This is a genomic window from Kitasatospora sp. NPDC004799 (assembly GCF_040609095.1).
Lineage (GTDB): Bacteria > Actinomycetota > Actinomycetes > Streptomycetales > Streptomycetaceae > Kitasatospora.
The window spans coordinates 1-15,597 of record NZ_JBEXJK010000189.1; the positions used below are offsets into that span (position 1 = coordinate 1).

Consider the following 15,597-nt stretch of genomic DNA (forward strand, 5'->3'; position numbering starts at 1 on the left):
ACCGCCATGGAGTTCTGGATCGGCTGGTTCGACCAGTGGGGCCTGCCGCACCACGTCCGCGACCCGAAGGAGACCGCCGCCTCCCTCGACGAACTACTCGGCACCGGCGGCGGCCCGGAGAGCGGCGGCAAACTGACCGTGTGGCTGGCCGTGGACGCCCAGGAGAGTTGGCCGGAATTGGTCCAGTCCACTAACGAGCGGTTCGCCAAGGCCCACCCCGGGGCCCGGGTCGAGGTCCAGTACCAGCAGTGGACGACGAAGAACCAGAAGCTGGACGCCGTCCTCGCCGGGAAGAACGTGCCCGACGTGGTGGAGATGGGCAACAGCGAGACCACCAACTACATCGTCAACGGCGCCTTCGCCGCGCTCGACCCGGCCCGCTTCGACCAGTCGGACGCCTGGCTGCCCGCGCTCGCCGACGCCTGCCGCAAGGACGGCCGGACGTACTGCGTGCCCTACTACGTCGGGGCCCGGGTCGGCGTCTACCGCACCGACTACTTCGCCCGCGCCGGCGTGCCCGCCGCCCCGACGACGTACGCCGAGCTGCTCTCCGCGTTCGACCGGCTGAAGGGCACCCTGGGCGCCGAGGACCCGAACTTCTCGGCGTTCTACCTGCCCGGCCGCTACTGGTACGCGGCCATGGCTTTCCTGAAGGACGCGGGCGGCGAGATCGCCGTGCGGGAGGGCGACCGCTGGAAGAGCTCGCTGTCCTCGCCCAAGTCCGTCGCCGGGCTCACCGAGTGGAAGCGGCTGATCGACGCCTACTACGTCGGCGACCGGGCCAAGGACAACGGCGACCAGCCGGCCGTCGTCGGCCAGGGCCGGGTGGGCGTCTTCTACGGCAACACCTGGGAGGCCGAGGCCGCCGCCGACGAACGCTCCGGCGGGGACCCGAAGTTGAAGGACAAGTTCGCCACCTTCCCGTTCCCCGGCCCGTCCGGGAAGCTCCTGCCGCCGTTCCTCGGCGGCTCCACCCTGGCCGTGCCGGCCAAGTCGACGCGCAAGGACCTGGCCGCCGACTGGATCAGGACGTTCACCGACCGCGAGTCGCAGAAGGCGCTGATCGCCGCGAACACCCTGCCCAACAACACCGTCCAGCTGGCCGAGGTCGCCGCCGGCGGCATCAACGGCCCGGCCGCCCAGGCGGCGGCGACCGGCGGCTGGATGACCCCGTTCGCACCCGGCTGGACGTCGGTGGAGAAGTCCAACATCCTGCCCGAGATGCTCGAACGGATCGCCAACGGCAAGGCGTCGGTGCAGGACGCCGCGCGCGAGGCGGACCAGCGGATCGACGCGGTCATCAATGAGCGCTGACCGGCGTCGGCGGCGCCGTCCGCTCCTGCTGCCGTACCTGCTGATCGGCCCGACCGTCCTCGCGCTCGTCCTGGTGCTCGGCTACCCGCTCGCGGACATGGTCGCCCTGTCCTTCCAGGACATGACCCGGGAGCAGCTGTTCAGCGGCACCTCGCCGCCCTGGGCCGGGCTGGAGCAGTTCCGCCGGATCCTCGGGGACGGGTTCTTCTGGACGGTGGTGCTCCGTACGGTGCTCTTCACCGCGGTGTCCGTCGCGCTGACCGTGGTCTGCGCGACGGCGACCGCGCTGCTGATGCGCCGGGTCTCCCCGTGGGTGCGCGCCCTCCTCTCCGCGGTGCTGGTCACGGTGTGGGCGATGCCGGTCATGGTCGCCGGGGCGGTCTTCCGCTGGCTCTTCGACGCCGACTACGGGGTGGTGAACTGGCTGCTCTCCCGGCTGCCCGGGGTCGACCTGGCCCGGCACAACTGGTTCACCGACCCCTGGCAGGGCTTCGCCGTCATCGTCGCGGTGGTGGTCTGGGGCGCACTGCCGTTCGCCGCCATCACGCTGCGGGCCGCGCTGGCGCAGGTCCCGCCCGAGCTGGAGGAGTCCGCGGTGCTCGACGGCGCCCGGTCGTTCCAGGTCTTCCGGCACGTCACCCTCCCGGTGATCCGGCCGGTCCTGCTGATGGTGACCACGCTGATGGCGCTCTGGAACTTCGGCGTGTTCAACCAGATCTGGATCATGCGCGGCGGCCAGCCCGAGCGGGAGTACTACCTGCTGGGCGTCTACTCCTTCATCGAGTCGTTCGCCGTGAACCGGTACAGCACCGGGGCCGCGATCGCGCTGGTGACCGTCGTGCTGCTGCTCGCCGGATCGGTCGTCCACCTGCGGCAGACGCTCAGGGCGGCAGAGGCGGACGAGTCGGAAGAGACGGGAGCGATCGGATGAGGCGGCGACGCTCACTGGGCCTCGACCTGCTCGGGCTGCTCGTCGCCGCGGTGGTCGGCTTCCCGGTCTACTGGATGGTGCTCACGGCGTTCCGGCCGGCCACCGAGATCCTGCGCCTGCCACCGGAGTTCTTCCCGGGCCGGCCCACGCTCGACAACTTCTCCCGGGCGCTGGGCTCCGAGACCTTCTGGGCCAACGTCCGCTCCAGCGTGGTCATCGGCCTCGGCACCGTCCTGGTCTCCCTGGTCGTCGGCGCCCTCGCCGCCTTCGCCCTCGCCCGGTTCCGCTTCGCCGGCCGCAGGGCCTTCGTCGTCGTGATCCTCATCGTCCAGATGGTCCCGCTGACGGCCCTGATCATCCCGGTGTACCTGCTGCTGAACGACGTCGGGATGACCGACAGCCTCACCGGCGTGATCCTCACCTACCTGGTGTTCACGCTGCCGTTCACGGTGTGGATGCTGCGCGGCTTCATCGCCGGGATCCCGATCGAACTCGAGGAGGCGGCCATGGTCGACGGCTGCGGCCGCCTCGGCGCGTTCCGCCGGGTGGTGCTCCCGCTGCTCGCGCCCGGCATCGTCGCCACCTCCGTCTTCGCCCTCGTCCAGGCCTGGAACGAGTACGTCCTGGTCTACGTCCTGCTGTCGAGCCCGGAGAAGCAGACCGTCAGCATCTGGCTGGTCTCCTTCCAGACCGGCTTCGGCACGGACTACGGCGGCCTCATGGCCGGTGCCACCCTGACCGCCCTGCCCGTCGTGGTCTTCTTCCTCCTCGTCCAGCGCAGGATCGCCTCCGGCCTCACCACCGGCGCGGTCAAGGGCTGAGCCCCCTGCGGCCCGGGCCCCGGCGCCCCGCGGGAGGGGGGGGGCCGGGCGCCGGGCCCCGCCCGCACCCCTCGTCGTTCGTTTCCGTGTCCGGTTCGGATCGATTCGCATCGGTCCGGGCCGGTCTGGGACCGCCGAGGGGACGCGAGCCATGACCGACCAGGACTTCCACCCGGGTCTCACCCCCGGGCACCTGGGTGCGCCGGTACTGGAACCGGAGGGCCGTCCGCCGGGCGCGCCCCGTCCGCGCTCCGATGCGCCCGATCCGCACCGACGGCGCAACGGACTGGCCTGCGGACTCACCGCCTTCGCGCTCGTCGCGGTGTTCGGCGGGGTCGGGCTGACCGGCTACACCTGGTTCCAGGCGCAGCGCAAACCCCCGGCCGCCGCCGACTTCGCCGGGCAGGGCACCGGCAGCGTGCAGGTCTCGGTGCCGGAGGGCGCCGGCCTCTCCCAGATCGCGTCCGCGCTGGTCCGCAACGGGGTGGTGGCCAGCTCGCTGGCCTTCACCCGGGCCGCGAAGGGCAGCGCGGCGGCCGCCGGGCGGATCCAGCCCGGGACGTACACCCTGAAGCAGAAGATGTCCGCCGTGGCGGCACTGGCGATCCTGATCGACCCGGCCAACGCCAACGGCCTGACCATTCCCGAGGGTTGGCGCGGCTACCAGATCTACGCGGCCATCGACAAGAAGCTGAACCTGCCCGAGGGCACCGCCCAGCGGACCGCCCAGGAGCAGGGCGCCGAGCTCGGCCTGCCGGACTTCACCAACGGCAGCCCGGAGGGCTACCTGTTCCCGGCGACGTACAGCGTCACCGAGGGCACCACCGCCTTCGACCTGCTGAAGCAGATGGTGGACCGGGCCGGCAAGGAGTTCGGCCGGGACGACGCCACCGTCGTCGCGCAGAACCTCGGACAGAGCGTGTACGGGCTGATCACCGTCGCCAGCATGGTCCAGGGCGAGGCCGACAACACCGCGGACATGGGCAAGGTGGCCCGGGTGATCTACAACCGGCTGGCCAAGGGCATGCCGCTGCAGCTGGACTCCACCATCAACTACGCGCTCGGCCGCTCGACCCTGAACACCTCGGTGACCGACACCAGGCTGGACTCCCCGTACAACACCTACCTGCACCCCGGGCTGCCGCCGAGCCCGATCTCCAACCCCGGGCGGCAGGCGATCCTGGCGGCGCTGGACCCGACGCCGGGGGACTGGCTGTACTTCGTCACCGTCAAGCCCGGGGACACCCGGTTCACCGACAGCTTCGAGGTGCAGCAGCGCAACGTCGCGGAGTTCAACGCCAACAACCGGGCGACGGCCAAGCCGAGCGCCCCGGCGTCGGGCCCGGTCTCCACGCCGGGGGCCGCGGGCGGGGCCGGTGCGCCTTCCGGCGCCGGTGCGGGGACGCCGTAACGGTGTTGTGTGCCGTCGGTGAGATCGCTCACTGACGGTGCGTCCGCCCGGCCGGGGGTAAGGCTGCGGTACGGTAGCGTCTCCCTCCAGGCGCTGCGCTAGCACGCCGGTTCGAGAATCAGCCGGGACGGCGTCGTCCCGGACGGCCGGTTTGATCCTCCGGTCGTCACCGTCGGTTAAGGGGATCGATGACCGATCTGGGCGGGGGCTACGGCCCCCAGGGCGAGCCGTGGCACCCCGGTGATCCCGGGTACGACGGCCGGCATCCGGTCCCCGGCCAGCAGGACGGCCAGTGGCAGCAGCAGTACCCGCAGCAGGGCCAGCAGGGCCAGCAGCCGTACGGGGACGTGCAGCAGGGGCACCCGCAGCAGCAGATGACGCCGCAGATGCAGCAGCAGATGATGGTGCAGCAGGGCTACCCGCAGCAGCAGTCGCCCCAGCAGCCGATGCCGCAGCAGGGCTACCCGGGCGGTCAGCAGGGCTACCAGCAGCAGGTGCCCCAGCAGCCGATGCCCCAGCAGCCGATGCCGCAGCAGGGCTACCCCCAGCAGGGGTACGCGCAGCCGCAGCAGGCCCAGCAGTTCCAGCAGCCGGTGCAGCAGGGCTACCAGCAGCAGGTGCCCCAGCAGCCGATGCCGCAGCAGGGGTACCCCCAGCAGGGCCAGCCGCAGCAGGGCCAGCCGCAGCAGGCTCCGATGCAGCAGACCCGGCCGCAGCCGACCCAGGCGCAGGCCCAGGCCCCGGCCCCGGCGCCCGCGCCCGCGCCGGCCTCCGGCCCCGGCCCGGACGGGATCGACTGGGAGGCCGAGGCCGCCGCGCTGGAGGCCGGGGCCGACCCGGTCGGCGCCGCGCACGACGGCGCGAAGGGCGAGTGGGACGGCCACGAGGACGGCCGCCACGAGGACGACGGCTACCTCGACGAGCACGCCGAGGCGGGCGAGGGCGGCTTCCTCGGGGAGCGGGACGACTCCCGCGAGGCCCAGAAGAAGCGCAAGGAGAAGGGCAAGAAGTCCGGCCGCCGCAACGGCGGCGCCTGCCTGGTGGTCGCGCTGGTGCTGCTCGGCGCCATGGGCGGGGCCGGCTGGTGGGGCTACGGCTTCTACCAGAAGCACTTCGGCCCGCCGCCGGACTTCACCGGCGAGGGCACCGGCTCCGTCCAGGTCGAGGTCAAGAAGGGCGCGGTCGGCGGCCAGATCGGCAAGGCGCTGAAGGACGCCGGCGTGGTCAAGAGCATCGACGCGTTCAGCAAGGCCTGCAACGCCGAGCCCAAGTGCGCCACGATCCAGTACGGCTACTACGGGCTGAAGAAGGAGATGCCGGCCGCGGCCGCGCTCAAGGAGCTGCTCTCCCAGGCGGGCGGCGCGGCGATCGTCGTCCCGGAGGGCAAGAACTCCACCGAGATCTACACCCTGATCGACACCAAGCTGAAGCTGCAGCCGGGCACCACGGCGGGCGTGGCCAAGGCCCAGGTCAACGACCTCGGGCTGCCGGCCTACGCGGGCGGCAACATCGAGGGCTTCCTCTGGCCGACCCGCTACAACATCGCCGAGGGCATGAAGCCCGAGGACCTGCTCAAGCAGATGGTGAAGAACGCCACCGAGAAGTACGCCGGCCTGGACGCCCAGGCCGCCTCGGTGGGGCTGAAGACGGGCTACGAGGTGCTCATCGAGGCGAGCATCCTCCAGCGCGAGGGCAACAACGCGGCGGACTTCGCCAAGATGGCCAAGACCATCCAGAACCGGCTGGCGGCCGGCGGCGAGATCAACCACCGGCTCGGCATGGACACCACGCTCCAGTACTCGTTGGGCCGCAAGGAGCTCAACAAGAAGGACATGGACGACGCGTCCAACAAGTACAACACCTACATCAACCAGGGCCTGCCGCCCGGCCCGATCTCCAACCCGGGCGACGACGCGCTCAACGCGGTGCTGCACCCGGCGGACGGCAAGTGGCTGTACTTCATCGCGATGAACCCGGAGACCACCCGGTTCGCCGAGACGAGCAAGGAGCACTACGCCAACGTCAAGGAGTACTGCCTGGCGGCCGGGCAGGGCTTCGACGAGGCGCGCGGCCACTGCACCACCAAGTAGCCCCGGTCGGAAGACAGTTCGCGGAGAGGCAGCGTTGACCAGCAAGCACCGGGCGGCCGTACTCGGCTCGCCGATCGCCCACTCGCTCTCGCCGGACCTGCACCGGGCCGCCTTCGCGGCGCTCGGGCTGGACGGCTGGCGCTACGACCGCTTCGAGGTGGACGAGGCCGGGCTGCCCGGGTTCGTCGCGGCCCTGGACGAGGCCGAGTGGGCCGGGCTGTCGCTCACCATGCCGCTGAAGCGGGCGGTCATCCCGCTGCTGGACGAGGTCAGCGCGACGGCGCGCTCGGTGGACGCGGTGAACACCGTGGTGTTCACCGCCGACGGCCGGCGCACCGGGGACAACACCGACGTCCCCGGGCTGGTCAATGCGCTGCGTGAGCGCGGGATCACCGAGGTGGGCGAGGCGGCCGTGCTGGGCGCCGGGGCCACCGCCTCCTCGGCGCTGGCCGCGCTCGCCCAGGTCTGCACCGGCGAGGTGACGGTCTACGTGCGCAGCGCCGAGCGGGCCCGGGAGATGGCCGAGCTGGGCGAGCGGCTCGGCGTGGCCGTCCGCACCGCGGACTGGGAGCGCGGCGCCGAGGCGCTGGCCCGGCCGCTGACCGTCTCCACCACGCCGGTCGGTGCGACCGACGCCTTCGCCGACGCGCTGCCCGCCGCGCCGGGCGCGCTGTTCGACGTGCTGTACCACCCGTGGCCGACGGCGCTGGCCGCCGCCTGCGCCGCGCGCGGGGCGACCGTCCTGGGCGGGCTGGACCTGCTGGTGCACCAGGCGGTGCTGCAGAGCGAGGCCTTCACCGGGCGGACGCCCGGGCCGCTGGCGGCGATGCGCGAGGCGGGGGAGAAGGCGCTCGCCGGGCGCTGAGCCCGGGAGCCGACCGCGGCGCTCCCCGTACGGGGCCCGCCCTGCGGCCGGGCCGCCGCCCCGCCCTCCGACCGGTTTCCGGGGCCCATCCAGGCCGGATGGTGGCCGGTTGCCGTCCGTCACGCGGACTGTGCCCCCAGGTGCTGCTGGGGCATGAAAGGATTCAGGCACAAGGCACGCCCGGGCGGGCCCCGGCGGTGCCGTGGTCCGGTCCGCTGATGAAGGAGCTCCGTTGGGTACGTTGCGCTGGCTGACGGCGGGGGAGTCGCACGGCCCCGCACTCGTCGCGACGCTGGAAGGCCTGCCCGCCGGTGTACCGGTCACCACCGACGTGGTGGCCGACGCGCTGGCGCGCCGCCGGCTCGGTTACGGCCGCGGGGCGCGGATGAAGTTCGAGCAGGACGAGGTGACCTTCCTCGGCGGCGTCCGGCACGGCCTGACCATGGGCAGCCCGGTCGCGATCATGGTCGGCAACACCGAGTGGCCGAAGTGGGAGCAGGTCATGTCGGCCGACCCGGTCGACCCCGAGGTGCTGGCCGGCCTGGCCCGCAACGAGGCGCTCACCCGCCCCCGGCCCGGCCACGCCGACCTGGCCGGCATGCAGAAGTACTCGATCGAGGAGGCCCGGCCGATCCTGGAGCGCGCCAGCGCCCGGGAGACGGCCGCCCGGGTCGCGCTGGGCGCCGTCGCCCGCGCGTACCTGCGCGAGGTGGCCGGGATCGAGATCGTCAGCCACGTGGTCGAGCTGGCCGCCGCCAAGGCGCCGGCCGGCGTGCTGCCGCTGCCCTCGGACGAGGCCCGGCTGGACGAGGACCCGGTGCGCTGCCTGGACGCCGACGCCTCGAAGGCGATGGTCGCCGAGATCGACCAGGCCCACAAGGACGGCGACACCCTGGGCGGCGTGGTCGAGGTGCTGGCGTACGGCGTGCCGGTGGGCCTCGGCTCGCACGTGCACTGGGACCGCCGGCTGGACGCGCGGCTGGCCGCCGCGCTGATGGGCATCCAGGCGATCAAGGGCGTCGAGGTCGGCGACGGCTTCGAGCTGGCCCGGGTGCCGGGCTCCAAGGCGCACGACGAGATCGTCCCGACCCCCGAGGGCGTCAAGCGCACCTCCGGCCGCTCCGGCGGCACCGAGGGCGGCCTGTCCACCGGCGAGGTGCTGCGGGTGCGCGCCGCGATGAAGCCGATCGCCACCGTGCCGCGGGCGCTGCAGACCCTGGACGTCCGCACCGGCGAGCCGGCCAAGGCGCACCACCAGCGCTCGGACGTCTGCGCGGTGCCGGCCGCCGGCATCGTCGCCGAGGCGATGGTCGCGCTGGTGCTGGCCGACGCGGTCAACGAGAAGTTCGGCGGGGACCACGTCTCCGAGACCCGCCGCAACGTGCAGGGCTACCTCGACCACCTGATCGTCCGATGACGAACCCCGTCGTCGTGCTGGTCGGCCCGCCCGGCAGTGGCAAGTCCACCGTCGGGCGGGTCCTGGCCGAGCGCCTGGGCGTCGGGTTCCGGGACACCGACGCCGACATCGAGGCGACGGCCGGCCGGCCGATCCCGGACATCTTCGTGGACGAGGGCGAGCCGCACTTCCGCGCGCTGGAGGCGGCGGCCGTCCGCGCGGCCGCCGAGGGGCACGACGGGGTGCTGGCGCTCGGCGGCGGCGCGGTGACGGCCGAGGCCACCCGCGCACTGCTGCGCGAGCTGCCGGTGGTCTTCCTGGAGGTCCCGTCGGCCGACGCGGTCAAGCGGGTCGGCCTGGACGCCCCGCGCCCGCTGCTGGCCGTCAACCCGCGGGCCCGCTGGCGCGAGCTGATGGAGGCCCGCCGCCCCCTCTACCTGGAGGTGGCCACCGCCGTGGTCGACACCGCCGGGCGCACCCCGGAGCAGGTCGCGGACGCCGTACTGGAAGCACTGGAGCTGAAGACCCCCCATGACTGACACCACCGTCAGGATCCACGTCGGCGGCAGCGCCGGCCACGACCCGTACGACGTGCTGATCGGGCACCAGCTGCTCGGCGAGCTGGCGCCGCTGATCGGCGCCCGGGCCAAGCGGGTCGCGATCATCCACCCGGAGGCGCTGGCCGCCACCGCCGACGCGATCCGCGAGGACCTGCTCGGCGAGGGCTACGAGGCCATCGCGCTGCAGGTGCCCAACGCCGAGGACGCCAAGAGCGCCGAGGTCGCCGCGTACTGCTGGTCGGTGCTCGGGCAGACCGGCTTCACCCGCAGCGACGTCGTCGTCGGCCTCGGCGGCGGCGCCACCACCGACCTGGCCGGCTTCGTCGCCGCCACCTGGCTGCGCGGGGTCCGCTGGATCGCCATGCCCACCACGCTGCTCGGCATGGTGGACGCGGCCGTCGGCGGCAAGACCGGCATCAACATCGCCGAGGGCAAGAACATGGTCGGCGCCTTCCACCCGCCGGTGGGCGTGCTGGCCGACCTCGACACCCTGGAGACGGTGCCCCGGCACGACTACGTCTCCGGCCTGGCCGAGGTCATCAAGTGCGGCTTCATCGCCGACCCGGTCATCCTCGACCTGGTCGAGGCCGACCCGGAGGGCGCGAAGACGCCGGCCGGCCCGCACACCGTCGAGCTGATCCGCCGGGCCGTGCAGGTCAAGGCCGACGTCGTCTCCGGGGACCTCAAGGAGGCCGGGCGGCGGGAGATCCTCAACTACGGCCACACCCTCGGCCACGCCATCGAGCGCAACGAGCGGTACAAGTGGCGGCACGGCGCCGCGATCTCCATCGGCATGGTGTTCGCCGCCGAACTCGGCCGTCTGGCCGGGCGGTTGGACGACGAGACGGCCGACCGGCACCGCACCGTGCTGGCCTCGGTCGGCCTGCCGCTGGGCTACCGGGCGGACGCCTGGCCGAAGCTGCTGGACGCGATGAAGATCGACAAGAAGTCGCGCGGCGACCTGATCCGCTTCATCGTGCTGGACGGCCTGGGCAAGACCTCGGTGCTGGAGGGCCCCGACCCGTTGCTGCTGGTCGCCGCGTACGCGGAGGTCTCGGCGTGACCAGGGTGATGGTGCTCAACGGCCCCAACCTGGGCCGGCTGGGCAGCCGCGAGCCCGACGTCTACGGCGCCACCTCGTACGCCGGGCTGGTCGAGCGCTGCACCGCGCTGGGCAAGGAGTTCGGCTTCGAGGTCGAGGTGCACGAGACCAACTCCGAGCAGCAGATGGTGGAGTGGCTGCACGAGGCGGCCGACGGGCAGGTGCCGGTGGTGATCAACCCCGGTGCGTTCACGCACTACTCGTACGCGATGCGGGACGCCGCGGCCCAGCGCACCGCGCCGCTGATCGAGGTGCACATCTCCAACCCGTACGCCCGGGAGACCTTCCGGCACACCTCGGTGATCGCCGCGGTGGCCTCCGGCACCATCGCCGGGTTCGGGCTCGGCTCCTACGAGCTGGCGCTGCGCGCGCTGGCCGAGCGGCTCACCACCCGCTGAGGGTACGGGCGGTGGCCCGGCGGCGGACTGTGCCCGCTGCCGGGCCGCCGTGTAGTGTCCCCGCTGAGAGGTGTCGGGAGGTGCCGTGACGCAGTACGCCGGAGGTGGGCAGGTCCCGCCGCGTCCCGTCGCTCCGCCGGTGCCGCCGGTGGGCGGCACGCGGGGGACGCCGCCGGGGGTGCCGGTCTCCCCGCCGTCCCCGCCGCCGGTCCGTCCGGCGCCGACCGCCCCCGGGCCCGCCCCCGCGCCCGTCGCTCCCGGGCCCGCCGCTCCCGGGCCCGCCGCTCCCGGGCCCGCCGTTCGTCCGGCCGCGGCCCCCGCCCCCGCTCCTGCGCCCAGCGCGCCGGTGCCCGCCGGCGGCACCGGGCACTTCGTGCTGCCGTCCGGCGCGCCCGTCCAACTGCCCGCCCACCCGCCGCAGCACGCGGCCGGCGGGCCGATCGCCGTCCTGCTGATCGGACCGGCCGGGGCCGGGAAGACCACCGTCGCCCGCCACTGGGCCGAGCGGCGGCCCACCCCGACCGCGCACATCAGCCTGGACGACGTCCGCGAGTGGGTGCAGGCCGGCTTCGCCAACCCGCAGTCCGGCTGGAACAACGCCTCCGAGGCGCAGTACCGGCTGGCCCGCCGCACCTGCGGCTTCGCCTGCCGCAACTACCTGGCCAACGGCATCTCCTGCATTATCGACGACGCCGTCTTCCCGGACCGCCCGGCGATCGGCCTCGGCGGCTGGAAGCGGCACATCGGCCCCGGCATGATCCCGGTCGTGCTGCTGCCCAGCCTGGACTCGGTGCTGCGCCGCAACGCCCGGCGCAGCGGCAACCGCCGGCTCGGGGACGAGGAGGTCGCCCGCATCCACGGGCGGATGGCCGGCTGGTACAACTCCGGGCTGCCGATCATCGACAACTCCTACCTGGACGTCGCCGGGACGGCCGCCGAGCTGGACCGCGTCATCCTGGCCCGGCTGATGGGCATCCCGGTCCGCTGACCTGCGGCGGGGCCGGGCTGTCGGTGCCGGCTGCGATGATGGACGGGTTCTGATCGCCGTCCGGAGGAGCTGACGCCCGTGCCCGAAGGCCACATCATCCACCGCCTCGCCGTCGAGAACCGGACGGCCTTCGGTGGCCGCCCGGTGCGGGTCTCCAGCCCGCAGGGCCGGTTCGCCGACGAGGCCAAGGTGATCGACGGGCAGCTGCTCACCGGCGCGGAGGCCACCGGCAAGCACCTCTTCCTCGGCTTCGAGGAGGGCGCCTGGGTGCACGTCCACCTCGGCCTGTACGGCGGCTTCACCTTCGGCACCGGCCCGGCGCCCGAGCCGGTCGGGCTGGTCCGGCTGCGGCTGGAGAACGAGGACGGCTACGCGGACCTGCGCGGCCCCAACACCTGCGCGCTCGTCACCGACGATCAGAAGGCCGCCGTCGCCGCCCGGCTGGGCCCCGACCCGCTGCGCGCCGATGCCGACCCGGAGGCCGCCTGGCGCCGGATATCGGGCAGCCGGACGACGGTCGCGGCGCTGCTGATGGACCAGAAGGTGCTGGCCGGGGTGGGCAACGTCTACCGGGCCGAGGTGCTGTTCCGCCACGGCATCGACCCGCACCGGGCCGGGCGCGACCTGGACCGCCGGGAGTGGGACGCGATCTGGGCGGACCTGGTCGCCCTGATGCGCGAGGGCGTCACGGCCGGGCGGATCGACACCGTCCGTCCCGAGCACACCCCCGAGGCGATGGGCCGCCCGCCCCGGGTGGACGACCACGGCGGCGAGGTGTACGTCTACCGGCGGGCCGCCCTGCCCTGCCTGGTCTGCGGCACCGAGGTGCGGACGGAGGAGCACGCCGCGCGCAACCTCTTCTGGTGCCCGCGCTGCCAGGTGGCCTGAGCGGGGCCGGCCGCGGCACCCGCCGACCCGGGTCGCACACGATCGTTCTGACCTGCGACGATGGGCACCGGGCTGGTTGAGCAGCCTGCCCCTCCCCGCACTGCCACATGTGAACGTGGCGCGAAAGGAAGCCCCATGATCTTCATCACGGTCAAGTTCCCGGTCCGCCCCGAGCGCGCCGAGGGCTGGCTCGACCTGGTCGACGAGTTCACCCAGGCCACCCGCCGCGAGCCCGGCAACATCTTCTTCGAGTGGTCCCGCAGCGTCGACGACCCCAACGAGTTCGTCCTGGTCGAGGCGTTCCGCGACGGCGAGGCGGGCAAGGCGCACGTGGAGTCCGCGCACTTCGTCAAGGCCATGGAGGACCTGTCCTACGCGGTGGCCGCCAAGCCGCGGATCGTCTCGACCGAGATCGCCGGCATGGACGGCTGGGCGGAGATGGGCGAGATCACGCCCCGGTGACGTCCGGGTGCTCCTCCGGTGCGGCGCCCAGCCCGTAGGCTGGGGCCGACCGGCCGGAGGGAGCAGGCGGATGGAGCGGCACGAGGTGGCCAACACCGTGTCAGGCGCCACGGTGGGCGGCCATGTGGTGCAGGCCGGGAGCATCGGGTCGCTGCACCTCCACCCGCCGAAGGCGGTGCCGACGCCCCGTCAGGTGCGCGCGCCGCACGGCCCGTTCGTCAACCGGGAGCCGGAGATCGCCGCGCTCTCCGCCGCGCTGCGCCGGGTCGAGGAGGGCGGGCTCGGGGTCGTGGTGTTCACCGGCCTCGGCGGCGTCGGGAAGACCGAGCTGATCGCCAAGTTCACCGAGGACCACCGGGAGCACTTCCCCGGCGGGGACCTCTACGCCGACCTGAAGGCCTACCGGCACCAGGGCGGGGTGGACCTCCCCGAACTGCTGGCCGGCTTCCTGCGCGCCCTCGGCACCGAGCCGCCGGCCGTGGAGGCCGAGCGGTTCACGGCCTTCCGCACCGCCACCGCCGAGCGCCGCTGCCTGTTCTTCCTGGACAACGTCGAGCACGCCGCCGAGGTCCGGGCGCTGCTCCCGTCCGGCGGGCTGGTGGTGGTCGCGAGCCGGCGCCGGCTGCCCGCGCTGCGGGTGGAGGGCGCCGAGGTGCGCCGGCTCGGACCGCTGAGCGCGACGGCGGGTGTCGAGCTGGTGCGCGGCTGGGTGGGCTCCGGGCGGGGCACCGACGGCGAGCTGGCGGAACTGGTCGAGCTGTGCGGCGGGCTGCCGCTCGCGCTGAACGCGGTCGGGAGCCAGCTGCTGGACCGGGACAGCCTGCCGGTCGGCCGGGTGGTGGCGGAACTGCACGGCCGGGAGGGCGGGTTGGCGATGCTGGAGGACGAGGAGAGCGACCTCGGCGCGACCTACGACCTGGTCCACGAGCGGCTGACGGCGGACGGCCGGGCGCTCTACCGGCTGATCGGCGTGCACCCGGGCCCCTTCGTGTCCGCCGGGCTGGCGCGCGCGGTCGGCGTCGAGCGGGCCGAGCAGGCGATCAGGGAGCTGCGCGGCGTCCACCTGCTGGACGAGGTGGTGGACGACGACCACGAGGAGCGCTACCGGGCCCACGACGTGGTGCGGCTGCACGCCTACGGCCGGACCCGGGAGCTGCCGGACCGCGGGGAACTCCTCGCCGCCGTCGTCGCGTACTACCGGGGCCGGGCGTCGGCCGCCGACCGGGCGATGGCCGCGAAGCGGCTCCGGCTGCAGGAGCCGAGCGGTGACGAGCTGCCCGGCTTCGCCTCCGACACCGCGGCCCTGGAGTGGCTGTACGCCGAACGGGCCAACCTCCGCGCGGTGGTGGAGGAGGCGGCCGGGCAGGGGTGGCACGGCGAGGTGTGGCGGCTCTGCGAGTCGCTCTGGCTGCTCTACCACGGCCGGAAGCTCTACCAGGACTGGATCGCCACCCACCGGCTCGGCATCGAGTCGGCCCAGTGGGACAACCAGCCGGCCGCCGTGGTCCGGATGCGCAACCAGCTCGCCCGGGCCCACTTCGAGCGCGGGGAGTACCGGCTCGCCGCCGAGCAGCTGGCGCTCGCCACCGAGCAGGTGCCGCTGGTGACCGACCGCCAGGTGGTGGGGGTGCTCTACGAGACGGACGGCCTGCTCTGCCTGGCCGACGGCCGGCCGGCCGACGCGGTGGAGCGGTTCACCCTGGCCCTGGCGGAGAACCGGGGCGACGACCACGGCGAGGTCGTCCAGAGCTACAACCTGGCGCAGGCGCTGATCGCCGACGGACGCCCGGAGCGGGCGCTGACCCTGCTGGCCGAGGCCACCGACCGGGCCGCGCGGACGGGGGACAACGACATGCTGATGAAGCTGCCGCTGGTCCGCGCCCGGGCCCACCGGGCGCTCGGGCAGCTGGACCTCGCCGTCGCCCACGCGGACGACTGCGCCCGGCAGGCCAAGGTCCGGAGCCAGTACGCGAAGGAGGCCCAGGCCCACACCCTGCTGGTCTCCCTCGCCGAGGAGCTGGACGACGCGGAGCTGGCCGAGCGCAGCCGCGAGCGGCTGCGGGAGCTGGCAGGCTAGGGCCTGTCTTCACACTCGCGTCTGCGGGGCGACGCCGGGGCACGCACCTCGCCGCGTTGTCGTCGGTCGCCAATGGCCCCCAGCCTGGCGGCCGGGAGGTGCCCCCACCGCAGTGGCTCCCTCCTCCGCCTTGCGATGCACGCACCCCAACGCCGCCCCGCCCGCCCTCCGGGCGGACGACGGGAGTGTGAAGACAGGCCCTAGTACTGCAACGGTGCTTAGCGTGATGAGGCTTCGGTTTTCGGGCTGTGGCCTCGTCGTTTGTAGTGGCTGTTCCGGGCTTGGTGCTGGCGT

At 73.5% G+C, this 15,597-nt stretch carries 14 protein-coding genes; all 14 read left to right on the plus strand.

The features are described 5' to 3' along the window. The first annotated feature begins 6 nt into the window (after positions 1–6). Positions 7–1,314 carry an extracellular solute-binding protein gene (locus ABZW03_RS22970; RefSeq protein WP_355261317.1) on the plus strand — a complete coding sequence of 436 codons (1,308 nt, stop codon included), beginning with the start codon at positions 7–9 and terminating at the stop codon, positions 1,312–1,314. Beyond that, positions 1,304–2,245, plus strand: coding sequence for a sugar ABC transporter permease (locus tag ABZW03_RS22975; RefSeq protein ID WP_355261285.1), 942 nt, complete (start codon positions 1,304–1,306; stop codon positions 2,243–2,245). The genes ABZW03_RS22970 and ABZW03_RS22975 overlap by 11 nt, the downstream gene beginning before the upstream one ends. Next, complete coding sequence (locus ABZW03_RS22980) at positions 2,242–3,066, plus strand: carbohydrate ABC transporter permease (protein ID WP_355261288.1); 825 nt, start codon at positions 2,242–2,244, stop codon at positions 3,064–3,066. Before ABZW03_RS22975 ends, ABZW03_RS22980 begins: the two co-directional genes overlap by 4 nt. Positions 3,067–3,217: 151 nt before the next feature. Then, the gene (gene mltG / locus ABZW03_RS22985) at positions 3,218–4,477 is read left to right on the plus strand and encodes an endolytic transglycosylase MltG (RefSeq protein ID WP_355261291.1); all 1,260 of its coding nucleotides are present in this window, start codon (positions 3,218–3,220) and stop codon (positions 4,475–4,477) included. Between the two features lie 188 nt (positions 4,478–4,665). Next, positions 4,666–6,567, plus strand: coding sequence for an endolytic transglycosylase MltG (mltG, locus tag ABZW03_RS22990; protein WP_355261294.1), 1,902 nt, complete (start codon positions 4,666–4,668; stop codon positions 6,565–6,567). 34 nt (positions 6,568–6,601) lie between these two features. Further along, positions 6,602–7,432: a shikimate dehydrogenase gene (locus tag ABZW03_RS22995; RefSeq protein WP_355261297.1), complete on the plus strand. Its 831-nt coding sequence runs from the start codon at positions 6,602–6,604 to the stop codon at positions 7,430–7,432. Positions 7,433–7,664: 232 nt separating this feature from the next. Continuing rightward, positions 7,665–8,849 carry a chorismate synthase gene (aroC, locus tag ABZW03_RS23000; protein ID WP_355261300.1) on the plus strand — a complete coding sequence of 395 codons (1,185 nt, stop codon included), beginning with the start codon at positions 7,665–7,667 and terminating at the stop codon, positions 8,847–8,849. Continuing rightward, positions 8,846–9,367, plus strand: coding sequence for a shikimate kinase (locus ABZW03_RS23005; RefSeq protein ID WP_355261302.1), 522 nt, complete (start codon positions 8,846–8,848; stop codon positions 9,365–9,367). The genes aroC and ABZW03_RS23005 overlap by 4 nt, the downstream gene beginning before the upstream one ends. Continuing rightward, entirely contained in the window at positions 9,360–10,451 is a 1,092-nt protein-coding gene (aroB, locus tag ABZW03_RS23010; RefSeq protein ID WP_355261305.1) for a 3-dehydroquinate synthase, read from the plus strand. Before ABZW03_RS23005 ends, aroB begins: the two co-directional genes overlap by 8 nt. Positions 10,452–10,459: 8 nt before the next feature. Beyond that, positions 10,460–10,888: a type II 3-dehydroquinate dehydratase gene (gene aroQ, locus ABZW03_RS23015; RefSeq protein ID WP_049653999.1), complete on the plus strand. Its 429-nt coding sequence runs from the start codon at positions 10,460–10,462 to the stop codon at positions 10,886–10,888. Between the two features lie 139 nt (positions 10,889–11,027). Then, positions 11,028–11,876 (plus strand): AAA family ATPase, encoded by an 849-nt coding sequence (locus tag ABZW03_RS23020; protein ID WP_355261320.1) that lies wholly within the window; start codon positions 11,028–11,030, stop codon positions 11,874–11,876. Positions 11,877–11,954: 78 nt separating this feature from the next. Beyond that, positions 11,955–12,764, plus strand: a complete 810-nt coding sequence (locus ABZW03_RS23025; protein WP_355261308.1) for a zinc finger domain-containing protein — start codon at positions 11,955–11,957, stop codon at positions 12,762–12,764. A gap of 135 nt (positions 12,765–12,899) precedes the next feature. Beyond that, positions 12,900–13,226, plus strand: coding sequence for a putative quinol monooxygenase (locus ABZW03_RS23030; RefSeq protein ID WP_355261311.1), 327 nt, complete (start codon positions 12,900–12,902; stop codon positions 13,224–13,226). Positions 13,227–13,296: 70 nt separating this feature from the next. Beyond that, on the plus strand, positions 13,297–15,303 hold the full coding sequence (locus tag ABZW03_RS23035; RefSeq protein WP_355261314.1) for an AAA family ATPase: 2,007 nt from the start codon (positions 13,297–13,299) through the stop codon (positions 15,301–15,303). Positions 15,304–15,597 lie beyond the last annotated feature (294 nt).